Genomic DNA, 17,065 nt, shown 5'->3' on the forward strand with positions numbered 1-17,065 from the left:
CCCGGGCCCGGGTGCGGCCCGCCCGCGACCCGGTGCGACCCTCGCACCACCCACCGTGCGGAGCACCGCCCGGGCCGGCCCGCCCCGGATGCCGGGGCCGCCCCCCTCGATGTGACGTGACCGGGCGGCCGCGCTGTCACCGCCCCGTGCGAGGATCGAGGACGTCACCGCACACACGCAGCGAAAAGGGGAGGGCCCAGATGGCCAGCAAGCCGCCCAAGAGCGATCCGGTCCAGGACGCTCCGCGGGTCAGCGCGCCCCAGCACGCGGCCGCCGGGCTGCCCGCGATCGGCCACACCCTGCGCATCGCCCAGCAGCAGATGGGCGTGCGCCGCACCGCGCTCACCCTGCTGCAGGTGAACCAGAAGAACGGCTTCGACTGCCCCGGCTGCGCGTGGCCCGAGCCCGAGCACCGGCACGCGGCGGAGTTCTGCGAGAACGGCGCGAAGGCGGTCGCCGAGGAAGCCACCCTGCGCCGGGTCACCCCCGACTTCTTCGCCGCGCACCCCGTCGGCGACCTCGCCGGCCGCAGCGGCTACTGGCTGGGCCAGCAAGGGCGCCTGACGCACCCCATGTACCTGGCCGAGGGCGCGACGCACTACGAACCGGTCACCTGGGAGCGCGCCTTCGACATCGTCGCCGAGGAGATCACCGCCCTCGCCTCCCCCGACGAGGCCGTCTTCTACACCTCCGGCCGCACCAGCAACGAGGCCGCGTTCCTCTACCAGCTCTTCGCCCGCCGGCTGGGCACCAACAACCTGCCCGACTGCTCCAACATGTGCCACGAGTCGTCCGGCTCCGCGCTCACCGAGACCCTCGGCGTCGGCAAGGGCAGCGTCCTGCTCGACGACCTGCACACGGCGGACCTGATCATCGTCGCGGGGCAGAACCCCGGCACCAACCACCCGCGCATGCTCTCCGCCCTGGAGAAGGCCAAGGCCGGCGGGGCGCGGATCATCAGCGTCAACCCGCTGCCCGAGGCGGGCCTGGAGCGCTTCAAGAACCCGCAGACCCCCCAGGGCATGCTCAAGGGCGCCGCCCTGACGGACCTGTTCCTCCAGATCCGCATCGGCGGCGACCAGGCCCTCTTCCGCCTCCTGAACAAGCTGGTCCTGGAGGCGGACGGCGCGCTGGACGAGGAGTTCATCCGCGAACACACGCACGGCTTCGAGGAGTTCGCCAAGGCCGCCCGCGACGCCGACTGGGACGAGACACTCACCGCGACCGGCCTCACCCGCGAGGAGATCGAGCGGGCCCTGGCCATGGTGCTCGCCTCCCGGCGCACCATCGTCTGCTGGGCCATGGGCCTCACCCAGCACAAGCACTCCGTCCCCACCATCCGCGAGGTCGTCAACTTCCTGCTGCTGCGCGGCAACGTCGGCCGCCCCGGCGCCGGCGTGTGCCCCGTGCGCGGCCACTCGAACGTGCAGGGCGACCGCACCATGGGCATCTTCGAACGCCCCGCGGCCGCCTTCCTCGACGCCCTGGAGAAGGAGTTCGGCTTCGCCCCGCCGCGCGAGCACGGCTACGACGTCGTACGGGCCATCCGCGCGCTGCGCGACGGCGAGGCGAAGGTCTTCTTCGCGATGGGCGGCAACTTCGTGTCCGCCTCCCCCGACACCGACGTCACCGAGGCCGCGATGCGCCGCGCCCGGCTCACCGTCCACGTGTCCACCAAGCTCAACCGCTCGCACGTCGTGACCGGGGCCCGCGCGCTGATCCTGCCCACCCTCGGCCGCACAGAACGCGACGTCCAGCGCGGCGGCGAGCAGTTCGTCACGGTCGAGGACTCCATGGGCATGGTCCACGCCTCCCGCGGGCGGCTCGCGCCCGCGAGCCCCCAGCTGCTGTCCGAACCCGCCATAGTGAGCCGTCTGGCACGCCGCGTGCTCGGCGCGGACGACACGGTCCCCTGGGAGGAGTTCGAGCACGACTACGCCGCCGTCCGCGACCGCATCGCACGCGTCGTGCCGGGCTTCCAGGACTTCAACGCGCGCGTGGCCCACCCCGGCGGATTCGCCCTGCCCCACGCCCCTCGCGACGAGCGCCGCTTCCCCACCGCCACCGGCAAGGCCAACTTCACGGCCGCGCCCGTGGAGTACCCCCGGGTGCCCGAAGGGCGGCTCCTGCTCCAGACCCTGCGCTCGCACGACCAGTACAACACCACCATCTACGGCCTGGACGACCGCTACCGAGGGATCAGGAACGGGCGCCGGGTGGTGCTGATCAACCCCGAGGACGCCCGGGCGCTGAGCGTCGCCGACGGCTCGTACGTCGATCTGATCGGCGAGTGGAAGGACGGGGCCGAGCGGCGCGCCCCCGGCTTCCGCGTCGTGCACTACCCGACCGCCCGCGGCTGCGCGGCCGCCTACTACCCGGAGACCAACGTCCTGGTCCCGCTCGACGCCACCGCCGACATCAGCAACACCCCCGCCAGCAAGTCCGTCGTGATCCGCCTGGAACAATCACCGACCGACTGAGCGTTTGCTCAGTCGCCGGCCGACGGCCGCCACGTGGCCCCATCCGACGAACGGAGCTTTCCACCATGGGCGAGCAGCACAGCGTGAAGTTCTCTCAAGAGGTCCTCGACGAGTACGCCGCGCTCGGCGTCGACCTGCCCGCCCTCTTCTCCGCCGGGCACCTCGGCACCCGCATGGGGGTCCAGATCGTCGAGGCCTCCGCGGACCGGGTCGTCGGCGTCATGCCGGTGGAAGGCAACACGCAGCCCTACGGCCTGCTCCACGGCGGCGCCTCCGCGGTCCTCGCCGAGACCCTCGGCTCGGTCGGCTCGATGCTGCACGGCGGAGTGTCCAAGATCGCCGTGGGGGTCGACCTGAACTGCACCCACCACCGCGGGGTGCGCTCCGGCATGGTGACCGGGGTCGCCACCCCGGTGCACCGCGGCCGCTCCACCGCCACCTACGAGATCGTCATCAGCGGCGAGGACGGCAAGCGCGTCTGCACCGCCCGTCTGACCTGCCTGCTGCGCGACGTCCACCCCCGCGACGCCGAACACGTCCGCACCGACGCCACCGGGAGCTGACCCGCGGCCGCCCCACGGCCGCCCCCACGCCGACCACGGGACCGGCCCACGGCAGACCCGCACAGGGGTGCCCGCGACACCGCGGGCACCCCTGCGGCGTCTTCCGGTCACCCCACCACCCTCACGCACCCGCCACCGACTCCCCCTCAGCCCCCGCCGGGCGCAGTCCGGTTGACGTCCACCTCACCACCGGATCACGCCACTCTCCGCCGCGCCCCCGGACCGCACCCAACCCGCCCGTTACCGTGCGTGCCCGGACAAATACGTCGGATCGACCGCCAGATATCCGAATCCGACCGTTCCAGACCGTCCCTGAATACGGATCTTGGAATTCTCCGCGTAACGCTGTGTAACACGCGCGCAATTGATGATCATGCTCTCGCCCGCCTCCGCACCTCGCCGCGCGATCTTTTCCACCCTCGCGCGCCGGTCCCGGCACACTCCGATCAAAGGGCCGCCCACAGCCGAGCGGAAGTGCGCATTCTCAAAATGCGGACCACGCCGAAAGTTCGCCGAACCGTCCGAGAACCGACTTCACCGATACACACCAACCCGCACGTCATAACAAGAAAGTCACAAGCCAGCCCACCCCGATACCCATCTCCTCACACCAGGCTTAGAGTCACGGCCAGTCACCGCTCCATCGGGAGTTCGGTACCAGCGCCGCATTCGCGCGGCCCCTCAACAGGGCTGCCATGCCTGCGGAAAGGACTGATTGTGCGACAGCGTTCTCTGGTGATCCTCACCTCCGTCCTCACCACCGGAGCTCTGACCCTCACCGCGTGCGGCTCCCGCGACAGCGACAACAAGAGCGGCGACAAGGGCGGCGTCACCGTCACCATCGGCGTCGACGCCCCCCTGACCGGCCAGAACTCCGCCACCGGCCTCGGCATCCAGTACGGCGCGCAGATCGCCGTCGACGACGCCAACAAGAACCACACCGTCCCCGGCGTCACCTTCAAGATCAAGGCGCTGGACGACAAGGCGCTGCCCGCCACCGGCCAGCAGAACGCCACCCAGCTCGTCGCCGACGACTCCGTCCTCGGCGTGGTCGGCCCCCTCAACTCCGGCGTGGCGACCCAGATGCAGCAGGTCTTCGAGACCGCCAACCTGGTCGAGATCTCCCCCTCCAACACCGCCCCCGAGCTGACCCAGGGCAAGAACTGGCAGACGAGCAAGAGCCGCCCCTTCAAGACCTACTTCCGCACCGCGACCACCGACGCCTCCCAGGGCGGCTTCGCCGCGGACTACGCCTACAACGGCCTCAAGAAGAAGAAGGTCTTCGTCGTCGACGACAAGCAGACCTACGGCGCCGGCCTCGCCAAGATCTTCAAGGAGCAGTTCACCGCGCAGGGCGGCAAGATCGCCGGCACCGACCACGTCAGCGTCGGCGACCGCGACTTCTCCACCCTCGTCACCAAGATCAAGAACTCGGGCGCCGACCTGCTCTACTACGGCGGCCAGTACGACGAGTCCGAGGTCCTCACCAAGCAGCTCAAGGACGCCGGCGCCAAGATCCCGCTCTTCGGCGGTGACGGCATGTTCACCCCGACCTACATCAAGACCGCCGGCAAGGCCGCCCAGGGCGACCTCGTCACCTCCATCGGCGTCCCCGTCGACACCCTGCCCGCCGCCAAGGACTTCATCGCCGCCTACAAGGCCAAGAAGTACCCCGGTGACTACGGCACCTACGGCAGCTACTCCTACGACGCCGCCACCGCCATCATCAAGGCCGTCGGCCAGGTCCTGAAGGACGGCAAGCTCCCCGCCGACGCCCGCGCCCAGGTCGTCTCCGCCGTCCAGAAGACCTCCTTCGACGGCATCTCCGGCAAGATCAGCTTCGACCAGTACGGCGACACCACCAACAAGCAGCTGACCGTCTACCAGGTCACCGGCGACGAGTGGAAGTCCGTCAAGAGCGGCACCTTCGAGCCGAAGAGCTGATCCGACACCCCACCGGCTACACCCCGGGCCGCGCGGCGCAGACCACCGTCACCGCGCGGCCCGCCCTCTACCTCTCACTCTCCCCACCACATGGAGGCCATGCGGTGAACACCCTGCCGCAGCAGCTGGCCAACGGGCTGTTCCTCGGCTCGATGTACGGGCTGATCGCCATCGGCTACACGATGGTGTACGGCATCGTCCAGCTCATCAACTTCGCCCACGGCGAGATCTTCATGACCGGAGGGTTCGGAGCCCTCACGGTCTACCTCGCCCTTCCGGACGGCACATCCATGTGGATTGCCCTGCCGGCCATGCTCATCGGCGGAGCGCTCGTCTCCGTCCTGATCGCGGTCGGCGCGGAACGCTTCGCCTACCGCCCCCTGCGCGGAGCACCCCGCCTCGCCCCCCTGATCACCGCCATCGGCCTCTCCCTCGCCATCCAGCAGGCCGTCTTCAACTGGTACCCCGACGCCAAGTCCGCACGCGTCTTCCCCCAGCTCCCGTTCGGGCCGTACCACCTCGGGTCGATCACCATCCAGAGCGGCGACATCTTCCTCATCATCGCCGCCCCCCTGTGCATGGCCGTCCTCGCGTTCTTCGTCCGCCTCTCCCGCACCGGGCGCGCCATGCAGGCCACCGCCCAGGACCCGGACACCGCGCAGCTGATGGGCATCGACACCAACCGCATCATCGTCATCGCCTTCGCCATCGGCGGGTTCTTCGCCGCGGTCGCCGGCCTCTCCTACGGCCTCAAGTACGGCTCCGTCTCCTACGACATGGGCTTCATCGCCGGCCTCAAGGCCTTCACGGCCGCCGTGCTCGGCGGTATCGGCAACATCTACGGCGCCATGCTCGGCGGACTCGTCCTCGGCCTCACCGAGGCCATGGCCACCGCCTACATCGCCGACATCCCCGGCATGCACCAGCTCGGAGGACAGGGTTGGGCCGCCGTATGGGCCTTCGTCCTGCTCATCCTCGTGCTTCTTTTCAGACCCCAGGGTCTGCTCGGCGAACGCGTCGCGGACAGGGCGTGACCACCATGACCAACACCAGCACCACCAGCACCACGACCGGGCACGGTCCCGTGCCCCTGCCCCGGGCCGCCGCCCGCCTGCTCATCGGCGCCGGCGCGATCGGCACCATCGCCAGCACCTTCCTCAGCTGGACCTGGACCCCGGACTTCCCCGGCGACCTCACCGTCTACGGCTACCCCGCCGGACTCCAGATCCTCGCCCTCGTCGCCGGAGCGCTCACCCTCCTGTACGCCCTCACCCTGTGGAACGTGCCGGGCCTGAGCAGGCTCAACCCCTCGGGTGCCAGCTCTCCCGTCCTCCTGATGGCGCTGTCCGCCTTCGCCGTCTGCTGGTTCACCGGCATCGCCATCGCGGTCGACCTCAACGGCCTGGTCAACCTCGACCCCGGCGCCTGGGTCGCCATGGTCGCCTCCGCCCTCCCGGTGGTCGGCGCCCTCGCGCTGCCCCACCCCGCACCCGGCACCGGCTTCCGCGGCTACCTGGCCAAGCCCGACCAGCCCCGCCCCCGCGACCTCAGCCCGCTGGCCCAGCGCGCCGTCATCACCGTCGGCACCGCTCTCGCGCTGGTCGCCTTCACCTACGGCATCGGCATCGACGACGACGCCAGCGAGACGTTCGTCGGCTATCTGCTCCTGATCGTCTTCGCCGCCTGGGCCCTCATCCACGCCGGACTCCTGGACCGCTACGCGGCCATCAGCGCCCGGCACAAGGGCTTCGCCGCCACCCTGGCCTTCGTCGCCGCCGTGATCTTCCCGTTCACGCAGGCCAACGACCACAACGCCAACCTCGGCGTCAGCATCCTGATCTTCGCCACCGTCGCCCTCGGCCTCAACATCGTCGTCGGCCTCACCGGTCTGCTGGACCTCGGATACGTCGCCTTCCTCGGTGTCGGCGCCTATGCCGCCGCCCTCGTCTCCGGCTCCGAGTTCTCCCGGTTCTCCGGCGTCCAGTTCCCCTTCTGGGCCGCCGCCCTCACCGGTATGGCCGCCAGCCTCGTCTTCGGCGTCCTCATCGGTGCTCCCACGCTCCGCCTCCGCGGCGACTACCTCGCCATCGTCACCCTCGGCTTCGGAGAGATCTTCCGCATCACCGTCAACAACCTCGACGGCGACTCCGGCCCCAACCTCACCAACGGGCCCAACGGAATCTCCCGCATCCCGGACCTCCAGATCTTCGGGATCAACCTCGGCGACTCCCACGACATCGGCTCCTTCACCCTCGGCCGATTCGCCAACTACCTCTTCCTGATGCTCATCGTCACGGCGATCGTCGTGCTCGTCTTCACCCGCGCCGCCGACTCCCGCATCGGCCGCTCCTGGGTCGCCATCCGCGAGGACGAGACCGCCGCCACCGCCATGGGCATCAACGGCTTCAGGGTCAAGCTCGTGGCCTTCGCCCTCGGCGCCTCCCTCGCGGGACTCGCCGGAACCGTCATGGCGCACGTCAACTACAGCGTCAACCCCCAGCCCTACCAGTTCGCCGGCGCCGCACCGCCCAACTCGGCCTTCCTGCTGGCCGCCGTCGTCCTCGGCGGCATGGGCACCGTCAGCGGCCCCCTGCTCGGCGCCAGCATGCTCTACCTCATCCCCGAGAAGCTCCAGTTCCTCAAGAACTACGAGCTCCTCGCCTTCGGGATCGCCCTCATCCTCCTCATGCGCTTCCGCCCCGAGGGCATCATCGCCAACCGCCGCCGCCAGCTCGAGTTCCACGAGACCGGCCAACTGGACGTACCCGCACAGACAACGCTCGCCGACGAACCGGCCGTCACCAAGGCGGGGGCGTGACCACCACCATGACCACACCAGTACTCGAAGCCAGCTCCGTCACCATGCGCTTCGGCGGCCTCACCGCCGTACGCTCCGTCGACTTCACCGTCAACAGCGGCGAGATCGTCGGCCTCATCGGGCCCAACGGCGCGGGCAAGACCACGTTCTTCAACTGCCTCACCGGCCTCTACGTCCCCACCGAGGGCAAGGTCTCCTACAAGGGCACCGTCCTGCCGCCCAAACCCCATCTCGTCACCCAGGCCGGCATCGCCCGCACGTTCCAGAACATCCGGCTCTTCGCCAACATGACCGTCCTGGAGAACGTCCTCGTCGGCCGCCACACCCGCACCAAGGAAGGCCTCTGGTCCGCCCTTCTGCGCGGACCCGGATTCAAGAAGGCCGAGCGGGAATCCGAGGCACGCGCGCTCGAACTCCTGGAATTCGTGGGACTCGCCGCCAAACGCGACCACCTCGCCCGCAATCTCCCGTACGGCGAACAGCGGAAACTCGAAATCGCCCGCGCACTCGCCAGCGAGCCGGGGCTTCTTCTGCTGGACGAACCCACCGCCGGCATGAACCCGCAGGAAACACGCGCCACGGAAGAACTGGTGTTCGCCATCCGTGACATGGGCATCGCCGTCCTTGTCATCGAGCACGACATGCGGTTCATCTTCAACCTCTGCGACCGTGTCGCCGTCCTCGTCCAGGGCGAAAAGCTCGTCGAAGGAACCTCCGAGGTCGTCCAGGCCGACGAACGCGTCGTCGCCGCCTATCTCGGCACCCCCTTCGAGGGCGAACCGGGAGAGGCGGAAGCCGCCGCGGTCGAGGCCGCCGAGGCCGGGGCCGCCGCAGCCACAGCCGCGGAAGCCGACAGCGACAGCGACAGCGACAGCGACCAGGCTGACGCCGACGCCGGCGCCGACGGCCCCGCGGAAAGCACCACCGGCTCCACCAGCAGCACCAAGGGAGAATCCCAGTGACCGCACTCCTGGAGGTCGAGGACCTCAGAGTCGCCTACGGCAAGATCGAGGCCGTCAAGGGCATCTCCTTCAGCGTCGAGGCCGGCCAGGTGGTCACCCTCATCGGCACCAACGGCGCCGGAAAGACCACCACCCTGCGTACCCTCTCCGGCCTCCTCAAGCCCAGCGGAGGCAGGATCACCTTCGACGGGAAGCCCCTCGCGGACGTCCCCGCCCACAAGATCGTCGCCCTCGGACTCGCCCACTCCCCCGAGGGCCGGCACATCTTCCCGCGCCTCACCATCACGGAGAACCTCCAGCTCGGCGCCTTCCTCCGCAAGGACAAGGAAGGCATCGAGAAGGACATCCAGCGCGCCTACGACCTCTTCCCGATCCTCGGCGAACGCCGCAAGCAGGCCGCGGGCACCCTCTCCGGCGGTGAGCAGCAGATGCTCGCCATGGGACGCGCCCTCATGTCCCGGCCCAAACTGCTCATGCTCGACGAGCCCTCCATGGGCCTCTCCCCGATCATGATGCAGAAGATCATGGCCACCATCGCCGAACTGAAGTCCCAGGGCACCACCATCCTGCTCGTCGAGCAGAACGCCCAGGCGGCACTCTCACTCGCCGACCAGGGCCATGTCATGGAGATCGGCACCATCGCCCTGTCCGGCACCGGACAGGACCTCCTCCACGACGAGTCCGTGCGCAAGGCCTACCTCGGCGAGGACTGAACAACCCCCGCACACACGGCGAGGCCCGCACCCCTAAGGGTGCGGGCCTCGCCTCGTACGCAGGGGGATCAGCCCTTGGCCGCCTTCTTCTCCTCGGCGTCCTGGATGACCGCCTCGGCCACCTGCTGCATCGACATCCGCCGGTCCATGGACGTCTTCTGGATCCAGCGGAACGCCGCCGGCTCCGTCAGCCCGTACTCCGTCTGCAGAACCGACTTGGCCCGGTCCACCAGCTTGCGCGTCTCCAGACGCAGCGTGAGGTCCGCGACCTCGCGCTCCAACGTCTTCAGCTCGTGGAACCGCGACACCGCCATCTCGATCGCCGGGACCACGTCCGTCTTGCTGAACGGCTTCACCAGGTACGCCATGGCCCCGGCGTCCCGAGCCCGCTCCACCAGGTCCCGCTGCGAGAACGCCGTCAGCATCAGCACCGGGGCGATGCTCTCCTCGGCGATCTTCTCGGCGGCCGAGATGCCGTCGAGCTTGGGCATCTTCACGTCCAGGATGACCAGGTCGGGCCGGTGCTCACGGGCCAGTTCCACGGCCTGCTCACCGTCGCCGGCCTCACCGACCACGCTGTAGCCCTCCTCCTCCAGCATCTCCTTGAGGTCGAGCCGGATGAGCGCCTCGTCCTCGGCGATGACGACGCGGGTCGTCAGCGGAGGCACGTGCGACCTGTCGTCGTCGTGGGCGGGCTGGGGCGACTCGGGGGAGGTCACTCGGGCTCCTCGGTACGGGCTCGGGAGATGGTGCTGCTCATGCAGCCTACCCAGAGGCATCCGCCCGTGCTGAACCGGTACACTCTCCGCAGTGCCTGGCCGGGTTGGTGGAATGGTAGACACGGAGGTCTCAAACACCTCTGCTCGCAAGGGCGTGCGGGTTCGAATCCCGCACCCGGCACCGGTGACCTGGAAGCGGATGTCCACGTTCTCGTGACATCCGCTTTTCGCTGTGCGCCGTCACGACGGGTCGCGCGGGGTGGCCGTAGGTGACGGCGCGGGGCTGTCGTCCTCGCCGATGTGGTGGACGCGGACCATGTTGGTGGAGCCCGAGACCCCGGGTGGCGAGCCCGCCGTGATCACGACGGTGTCCCCCTTGCGGCAGCGGCCGTACTTCATGAGGAGTTCGTCCACCTGCTCGACCATGGCGTCGGTGGAGTCGACGTGGGGGCCCAGCAGGGTCTCCACGCCCCAGGTGAGGTTGAGCTGGGAGCGGGTGGCGGGTTCGGGGGTGAACGCCAGGAGGGGGATCGGGGACCGGTAGCGGGAGAGCCGGCGGGCGGTGTCGCCCGACTGGGTGAAGGCGACGAGGAACCGGGCTCCGAGGAAGTCGCCGATCTCGGCCGCGGCGCGGGCGACGGCGCCGCCCTGGGTGCGCGGCTTGTTGCTGTCGGTGAGAGGCGGAAGGCCCCTGGTGAGGAGGTCCTCCTCGGCTGCCGTGATGATGCGGGCCATGGTCCTGACGGTGTCGACGGGGTGGTGTCCGATGCTCGTCTCACCGGAGAGCATGACGGCGTCGGTGCCGTCGATGACGGCGTTGGCGACGTCGGAGGCCTCGGCCCGGGTGGGGCGCGGGTGGTCGATCATGGAGTCGAGCATCTGGGTGGCGACGATGACCGGCTTGGCGTTGCGGCGGGCGAGTTTGATGGCGCGTTTCTGGACGATGGGAACGTGTTCGAGGGGCATTTCGACGCCGAGATCACCGCGGGCGATCATGATGCCGTCGAAGGCGGCGACGATCTCCTCGATGTTCTGCACCGCTTGGGGCTTTTCGACCTTGGCGATGACGGGGAGCCGGCGGCCCTCCTCTTTCATGATGCGGTGGACGTCCTTGATGTCGCGGGCATTGCGCACGAAGGAGAGGGCGATGATGTCGCAGCCGGCCCGCAGGGCCCAGCGGAGGTCGTCCTGGTCCTTCTTGGAGAGGGCGGGCACCGAGACGGCGGCCGTGGGGAGGTTGAGTCCTTTGTGGTCGGAGACCATGCCGCCCTGGACGACGGTGGTGCGGATGCGGGGCCCGTCGACGGCGGTGATGCGCAGGGTGACCTTGCCGTCGTCCACGAGGATGTGTTCGCCGGGGGTGACATCGCCGGCGAGCGCGGGATAGGTGGTTCCGCAGACGTGGCGGTCGCCCTGGGTTCCCTCTTCGGTGGTGATGGTGAAGGTGTCGCCGGGTTCGAGGAGTACGGGGCCCTCGGCGAAGCGGCCGAGTCTGATCTTCGGGCCTTGCAGGTCGGCGAGGACGCCGACACTGCGGCCGGTCTCGGCGGCGGCCCGGCGGGTGTGCCGACAGCGCTGTTCGTGTTCGTCGTGGGTGCCATGGCTGAGATTGAGGCGGGCTACGTCCATTCCGGCTTCGACCACTGCTTTGATCTGGTCGTACGTGTGAGTGGCGGGGCCCAGAGTGCAGACGATTTTCGCTCGGCGCATGGGGCGAGCGTATGCCTTACCGACGGGTAGCCGTCCGGGGTGACATGACGGGCCAACAACCTTTCGATGAAGCGTTTTTGACGGGTTCCGAAGAATACGGTGACGCGCTCCGATGAACATTCCGGAGGGGCTTTCGGGGCGCGTCCCGCCGGCGGGTGCGGGATGTGGGCGGATGCGGTTCATCGCCGGTCGATGAGGGGTGGGGTGAGGTCCGCGGGTTGCCGCGAGGAGGGAATGCCGTCGAGGTGCCTGATGTCGGGGGGCGGCTGGAGCCCGAAGGAGGTGAAGGCGGTGCGTTCGGGCAGGGGGTAGGGCCGGGTGCCGGTGAGGGTGTTGAGGATGGTGGCGCTGCGCCAGGCGGCGAGGCCGAGGTCGGGGGTGCCCACCCCGTGGGTGTGGAGTTCGGCGTTCTGGACGTAGATGGTGCCGGTGATGGCGGGGTGGAGAGCCATGCGGAAGTGGTGGTCGATGTGGGGGCGCCCGCTGTTGTCACGGGCGAGGTGGGGTTCGAGTCCGGACAGGATGGGGTCCAGGGGGCGTTGGCGGTAGCCGGTCGCGAGGATGACGGCGTCGGTGGTGAGGGTGGTGCGGGTGTGCTGCTGGATGTGTTCCAGGTGGAGTTCGATGCGGGAGTCGGTGGTGCGCCTGGCGGTGTGGACGTGGATGCCGGGGGTGAGGGTGGCATCGGGCCATCCGCCGTGCAGGGTGCGGCGGTAGAGCTCGTCGTGGATGGCGGCGATGGTGTCGGCGTCGATGCCCTTGTGGAGCTGCCACTGCGCGGAGACGAGCCGGTCGCGCACGGGTTCGGTGAGGCCGTGGAAGAAGCGGGTGTAGTCGGGGGTGAAGTGTTCGAGGCCGAGTTTGGAGTACTCCATGGGGGCGAACGCCTCGGTTCTGGCGATCCAGTGGATGCGCTCGTGGCCGGCGGGGCGGTGGCGGAGGAGGTCGAGGAAGATCTCGGCCCCCGTCTGGCCGGCGCCGACGACGGTGATGTGCGAGGCGGTGGTGAGGGCGGGGCGGTGGCGGAGGTAGTCGGCGGCGTGGATGACGGGTACGCCGTGGGTGGCGGCGAGGGGGCGCAGCGCGGCGGGGATGTGGGGTTCGGTGCCGATGCCGAGGACGATGTTGCGGGCGTGGGTGCGGCCGAGGGCTTCGGCTGCCCCGTCGGGAGCGATGCGCGTGTAGTCGACCTCGAAGGTGGCGGTGTCGGGGTTCCAGCGGATGGCGTCGACCTGGTGGCCGAAGTGAAGGGTGGGCAGGCTGTCGGAGACCCATCGGCAGTAGGCGTCGTACTCGGCGCGTTGGATGTGGAAGCGCTCGGCGAAGTAGAAGGGGAAGAGCCGGTCGCGGGTCCTCAGGTAGTTGAGGAAGGTCCAGGGGTTGGTGGGGTCGGCGAGGGTGACGAGGTCGGCGAGGAAGGGTACCTGGAGGGTGGCGCCGTCGATGAGGAGGCCGGGGTGCCAGTCGAAGGCGGGGCGCTGCTCGTAGAAGGCGGTGTGGAGGTGGGTGAGGGGCTGGGCGAGGGCGGCCAGGGAGAGGTTGAAGGGGCCGATGCCGATGCCGACGAGGTCGCGAGGGGCTTCGGGGTGGTGGGGTGCGGTGCTCATCGGGGTGTGGTTCCTTCCACCAGGGTGAGGAGGGCGCTGAGGTCTTCGGGTCGGGTGTGGGGGTTGAGGAGAGTGGCCTTGAGCCAGAGGCGACCGTGGTGGTGGGCGCGGCCGAGGACGGCGTGGCCGTTGTGGAGGAGGGTGCGGCGGACGGTGGCGATGGCCTCGTCGGTCGCGTGCAGCGGTCGGAAGAGCACGGTGGTGATGGTGGGCCGGGCATGGAGTTCGAAGGTGGGACTGGCTTCGACGAGGTCGGCGAACCGCTGTGCGAGTGAGCAGACTTGGTCGATGAGGGTGGCGAGTCCGGCGCGGCCGAGGGTCTTCAGGGTGATGGAGATCTTGAGGATGTCGGGGCGCCGGGTGGTGCGCAGGGAGCGTCCGAGGAGGTCGGGGAGGCCGGCTTCGGTGTCGTCGTCGGCGTTGAGGTAGTCGGCGCGGTGGCGCAGGGCGTGGAGGTCCCCGGGGTCGCGGAGGGCGAGGAGGCCGGCCGCCACGGGCTGCCAGCCGAGTTTGTGCAGGTCGAGGGTGACTGTGTGGGCGCGGTCGAGGCCGGTGAGTTTGGGGGCGTGCTGCCGGCTGAACAGGAGCGCGCCTCCGTAGGCGGCGTCGATGTGGAGGCGGGCGCCGTGGGCGGCGCAGACGTCGGCGAGGGCGGGCAGGGGGTCGATGAGTCCGGCGTCGGTGGTGCCCGCGGTGGCGGCGACCAGGTGGGGGCCGGGGTGCCGGCGCAGTGCGGTGGCGAGGGCGGCGGGGTCGAGGGTGCCGCGCGGGGTGGGGATGACGAGGGGGTCGGGCAGCCCGAGGAGCCAGGCGGCACGGGTGAGGGAGTGGTGGGCCGCCTGGCCGCAGACGAGGCGGACGGGGCCGTGCGCCTCGCGGGCGAGGAGGAGGGCGAGTTGGTTGGACTCGGTGCCGCCGGTGGTGACGAGGCAGTCGGCGCCTTGGCGGGTGGGGTCGTCGGGGGTGCCGTACAGGGTGCGGGCGAGGGCTTGGGTGACGAGGGCTTCGAGGGCGGTGGCGGAAGGCGCCTGGTCCCAGGAGTCCAGCGAGGGGTTGAGCACGGCGGCGGCCAGGTCGGCCGCGGTGGCGACGGCGAGCGGGGGGCAGTGCAGGTGGGCGGCGCAGTGCGGGTGGGCGGGGTCGGCCGCGCCTTCGGCGAGGGTGCGGATGAGGTGTGCCGCGGCGTCGGGGTCGCCCTGTTCCGGCAGCACGTCGCCGAGGGCGGCGCGAAGCCGGGCGACGACGGCCTCGGGACCGCCTCGAGGGAGCGGTCCGCCGCGTGCGCGGCTGCCTTCCTCGAGGGCGTGGAGGACGGTGGTGAGGAGAGGGCGCAGGGCGTTGGGGCCCTGGGGTCCTGAGGCGAGGGGCGGCAGGCTCATCGGCGATGTCCTCCAGGCGGGCGGCGGCTGGGGGCCGGGCCTGGTTGTGTGGCGGCCGGGCCCGTCCGGAGGGAACAACGATCCGACCCGAATGGGGGTATCGCGTGAGGCGGGTGGGTCACGGGGTGAGCTGTCGCGCAGGGGGCGCCCCTGGTCAGCGCGGGGTGCGCGCCCCCGACGAGGACGGGTGCGCGGCCCGGGTCGGGTGGGGTGCACGGCGAGGGCGCGGGTGGGGCGCGGGTGGATGCGCGGGCCGGGCGCGGCGCCTGGTCGGGCGGGCACCGGTGTCCGGGCCGACGCGCGCGGCCGGCACGTGTGCGTGGTGCGACACGCCTGCCGGCCGCGGCCGTGGAACCGGAGGGCTCAGCGGGTGCTGGCCTTGATCAGCCTGGTGGCCTGTGCGGGTTCGGTGCGTGCGTCGCCGCCGAAGACCGCGGTGAAGGTCGTGTTCTTGGTGACCTTGCAGGTGATGGCGAGCCTGCCGGTGCGGTCCACCGACGCGGCCCGAATCAGCTTCTTCGCGCCGCCCGCCGGCTGCGCGTAGACCGAGACCTTGCGCTCCTTCCACGTCCTGCCGAGCTTGGCGGTCAGCGTGGCGTTCTTCCCCGCTTTGACGGTGGTTCCGTTGCCGTCCAGGGTCAGCGTCGTCCTGTTGCGCGGGACCTCGACCGTGGCGGTGGCGGTTACCGGGGCGTGCGTGGCGTCGCCGGGGTAGCGAAGGGCGTAGGTGACCTTTCCGCCCGCCTCCGGAGTGTCCTCGATCTCGAACTCCCTGTCGCGCGACAGCCACACCGTGCGGACGCCGAGCGACTTTCCCTTGGGCGAGGCGAGGTCGGTCCGTGTCACCTCGATCGGCAGGGAGCTGGGAAGCCAGGGCAGGGTGAGGCCGAACGTGCCGGTCAGGGTCAGCTTCCCGTCCAGTGCGGCCTTCGCGGGCGCACGGACGCTCAGCCTGGTCACCGCCTTGGTGGCGTCGTCGTACGACCGCAGGACAAGGTTCTTCCCGCTCGCGCCGTCGCTGGTGAGGAGGAACAGCTTGCTGCTGTCGGGAGCCCAGGCCAGGCCGTGCGGCTCCACGAGGTTGTAGTCACCGGTGCTGATGGTCCGGATCGCGATACTGTCTCCGGGCCGGTAGACGTAGGTGTCCACGTGGGTGCCGTACCGGACCCCCACGGCCAGCGTGCCGTCCGGCGCGTACTGGACGGCGTTCGGCTCGCCCTGGATCTGGAAGCTCCTGAGGCCCGCGGCGCCTTCCAGGTCGGGGCGGAGGTTCGTCACGAAGTCGTCGATGCCGTCCGCGGTGACGATCTCCTGCCCGTCGGGCGAGAGTGCGAGGTCCTCTTGGCCTCCGAGGCTGTCGGGCATGATCTGCTTGCGGTGGGCGCGCCTCTGCGCCGTGCCGGAGGAGACGTCGTAGACGGCGAGTTCTTCCGGGGAGCGGTCCTTGTTGCCCGCGACGAGGACACCTTGGCCGTCGCCGGGAGCGGTGGCCAGCTGCGGTGCGGACTCCCACGGCACCCCGCCCGACTGGTTCAGCGTGACGACCGGCTGGGCGCCGGAGAGGTCGAGGGAGCCGATGTCTCCACCGCCCCGGGCGTACGCGCCGTAGCCGAACCAGAGCTTGCCGCCGGCGATGGCCAGGTCCAGCGGGGCGGTGTGCGCGCCGGTCGCGTAGCGGGCGGTCTCCTTGAGGGTGGCCGTGTCGACGGCGGAGATCGCGTCGGCGTCGGGCAGGGCGACGTAGAGCGTGGACGAGTCCCTGCTCAACGCCATTCCGGTGGCGCCGGTCTCGCCGGATATCCGGCCCACGGTCCTGCCCGTGTAGTCGGCGACGACGACGGAGCCGCTCTTCGGGTCGCTGATGAAAACGTAATGGTGGACCCCGTCCACCACCATCTCGCCCCGCGGCCAGTCCGCGGAGATGGGCAGCGTCGTACCGCTGTCCGCGGCGGCGCTCCGTGCGTCCGCCCCGGCGAGGCAGACGGAACCGAGCAGGATGGCGAGCGCCGCCGTTCCCGTGGCGGTGGCTCGGGATCTGGCATGACGAACACGCATGTGTGGTGTCCCCGTTCACAATGTACCCGGCCGTTGCGCAATGGCCGGAATCGGTCGTTGACGAGGTTATGTCACGTCTGGTGCGCGGGTGCGGCCCGGTCCCCCGTGCGAACCT

Annotated in this window: 12 protein-coding genes and 1 tRNA gene; 8 read left to right on the plus strand and 5 right to left on the minus strand. The window is 70.1% G+C overall.

The genetic code is table 11. The annotated features are described in order from the left end of the window. The first annotated feature begins 200 nt into the window (after window positions 1-200). The 7 genes from AB0C59_RS25490 to AB0C59_RS25520 all read left to right on the plus strand — a co-directional run bounded on the left by AB0C59_RS25490 (window position 201) and on the right by AB0C59_RS25520 (window position 9,480). Complete coding sequence (locus tag AB0C59_RS25490) at window positions 201-2,480, plus strand: FdhF/YdeP family oxidoreductase (protein WP_363008401.1); 2,280 nt, start codon at window positions 201-203, stop codon at window positions 2,478-2,480. 65 nt (window positions 2,481-2,545) lie between these two features. Then, window positions 2,546-3,043, plus strand: a complete 498-nt coding sequence (locus tag AB0C59_RS25495; RefSeq protein ID WP_363008403.1) for a hotdog fold thioesterase — start codon at window positions 2,546-2,548, stop codon at window positions 3,041-3,043. Window positions 3,044-3,760: 717 nt separating this feature from the next. Continuing rightward, window positions 3,761-4,987 carry a branched-chain amino acid ABC transporter substrate-binding protein gene (locus AB0C59_RS25500; RefSeq protein ID WP_363008406.1) on the plus strand — a complete coding sequence of 409 codons (1,227 nt, stop codon included), beginning with the start codon at window positions 3,761-3,763 and terminating at the stop codon, window positions 4,985-4,987. A 104-nt stretch (window positions 4,988-5,091) separates the two neighbouring features. Then, window positions 5,092-6,021, plus strand: coding sequence for a branched-chain amino acid ABC transporter permease (locus AB0C59_RS25505; protein ID WP_363008408.1), 930 nt, complete (start codon window positions 5,092-5,094; stop codon window positions 6,019-6,021). Window positions 6,022-6,026: 5 nt separating this feature from the next. Further along, on the plus strand, window positions 6,027-7,805 hold the full coding sequence (locus AB0C59_RS25510; RefSeq protein ID WP_363008477.1) for a branched-chain amino acid ABC transporter permease: 1,779 nt from the start codon (window positions 6,027-6,029) through the stop codon (window positions 7,803-7,805). A gap of 8 nt (window positions 7,806-7,813) precedes the next feature. Further along, window positions 7,814-8,767 carry an ABC transporter ATP-binding protein gene (locus AB0C59_RS25515; RefSeq protein WP_363008479.1) on the plus strand — a complete coding sequence of 318 codons (954 nt, stop codon included), beginning with the start codon at window positions 7,814-7,816 and terminating at the stop codon, window positions 8,765-8,767. Continuing rightward, entirely contained in the window at window positions 8,764-9,480 is a 717-nt protein-coding gene (locus tag AB0C59_RS25520) for an ABC transporter ATP-binding protein (RefSeq protein WP_363008410.1), read from the plus strand. Before AB0C59_RS25515 ends, AB0C59_RS25520 begins: the two co-directional genes overlap by 4 nt. Window positions 9,481-9,548: 68 nt before the next feature. Here the strand turns inward: AB0C59_RS25520 and AB0C59_RS25525 are convergent, their stop codons facing one another. Further along, a complete protein-coding gene (locus AB0C59_RS25525; protein ID WP_363008412.1) occupies window positions 9,549-10,199 on the minus strand; it encodes a response regulator in 651 nt (216 codons plus the stop codon). A gap of 98 nt (window positions 10,200-10,297) precedes the next feature. Here AB0C59_RS25525 and AB0C59_RS25530 point away from each other — a divergent pair. Next, window positions 10,298-10,380, plus strand: a tRNA-Leu gene (locus AB0C59_RS25530). 59 nt (window positions 10,381-10,439) lie between these two features. Here the strand turns inward: AB0C59_RS25530 and pyk are convergent. From pyk to AB0C59_RS25550, 4 genes are all read right to left on the minus strand, one after another. Further along, complete coding sequence (pyk, locus tag AB0C59_RS25535; RefSeq protein WP_363008413.1) at window positions 10,440-11,909, minus strand: pyruvate kinase; 1,470 nt, start codon at window positions 11,907-11,909, stop codon at window positions 10,440-10,442. A gap of 179 nt (window positions 11,910-12,088) precedes the next feature. After that, window positions 12,089-13,516 (minus strand): SidA/IucD/PvdA family monooxygenase, encoded by a 1,428-nt coding sequence (locus tag AB0C59_RS25540; protein ID WP_363008415.1) that lies wholly within the window; start codon window positions 13,514-13,516, stop codon window positions 12,089-12,091. Beyond that, window positions 13,513-14,895 (minus strand): aminotransferase class V-fold PLP-dependent enzyme, encoded by a 1,383-nt coding sequence (locus AB0C59_RS25545; protein ID WP_363008417.1) that lies wholly within the window; start codon window positions 14,893-14,895, stop codon window positions 13,513-13,515. The genes AB0C59_RS25540 and AB0C59_RS25545 overlap by 4 nt, the downstream gene beginning before the upstream one ends. Before the next feature lie 363 nt (window positions 14,896-15,258). Continuing rightward, window positions 15,259-16,950 (minus strand): Ig-like domain repeat protein, encoded by a 1,692-nt coding sequence (locus tag AB0C59_RS25550; RefSeq protein ID WP_363008419.1) that lies wholly within the window; start codon window positions 16,948-16,950, stop codon window positions 15,259-15,261. Between the last annotated feature and the right edge of the window lie 115 nt (window positions 16,951-17,065).

Source organism: Streptomyces sp. NPDC048664, from assembly GCF_040650555.1.
In the GTDB taxonomy this organism is placed as follows: Bacteria; Actinomycetota; Actinomycetes; order Streptomycetales; family Streptomycetaceae; genus Streptomyces.

What these genes read in the sequence shown, in the direction of transcription:
- pyk (WP_363008413.1), bottom strand. Translation starts at nt 11,909, where the DNA reads ATGCGCCGAGCGAAAATCGTCTGCACTCTGGGCCCCGCCACTCACACG.
- AB0C59_RS25550 (WP_363008419.1), bottom strand. Translation starts at nt 16,950, where the DNA reads ATGCGTGTTCGTCATGCCAGATCCCGAGCCACCGCCACGGGAACGGCG.
- AB0C59_RS25540 (WP_363008415.1), bottom strand. Translation starts at nt 13,516, where the DNA reads ATGAGCACCGCACCCCACCACCCCGAAGCCCCTCGCGACCTCGTCGGC.
- AB0C59_RS25490 (WP_363008401.1), top strand. Translation starts at nt 201, where the DNA reads ATGGCCAGCAAGCCGCCCAAGAGCGATCCGGTCCAGGACGCTCCGCGG.
- AB0C59_RS25515 (WP_363008479.1), top strand. Translation starts at nt 7,814, where the DNA reads ATGACCACACCAGTACTCGAAGCCAGCTCCGTCACCATGCGCTTCGGC.
- AB0C59_RS25495 (WP_363008403.1), top strand. Translation starts at nt 2,546, where the DNA reads ATGGGCGAGCAGCACAGCGTGAAGTTCTCTCAAGAGGTCCTCGACGAG.
- AB0C59_RS25510 (WP_363008477.1), top strand. Translation starts at nt 6,027, where the DNA reads ATGACCAACACCAGCACCACCAGCACCACGACCGGGCACGGTCCCGTG.
- AB0C59_RS25545 (WP_363008417.1), bottom strand. Translation starts at nt 14,895, where the DNA reads ATGAGCCTGCCGCCCCTCGCCTCAGGACCCCAGGGCCCCAACGCCCTG.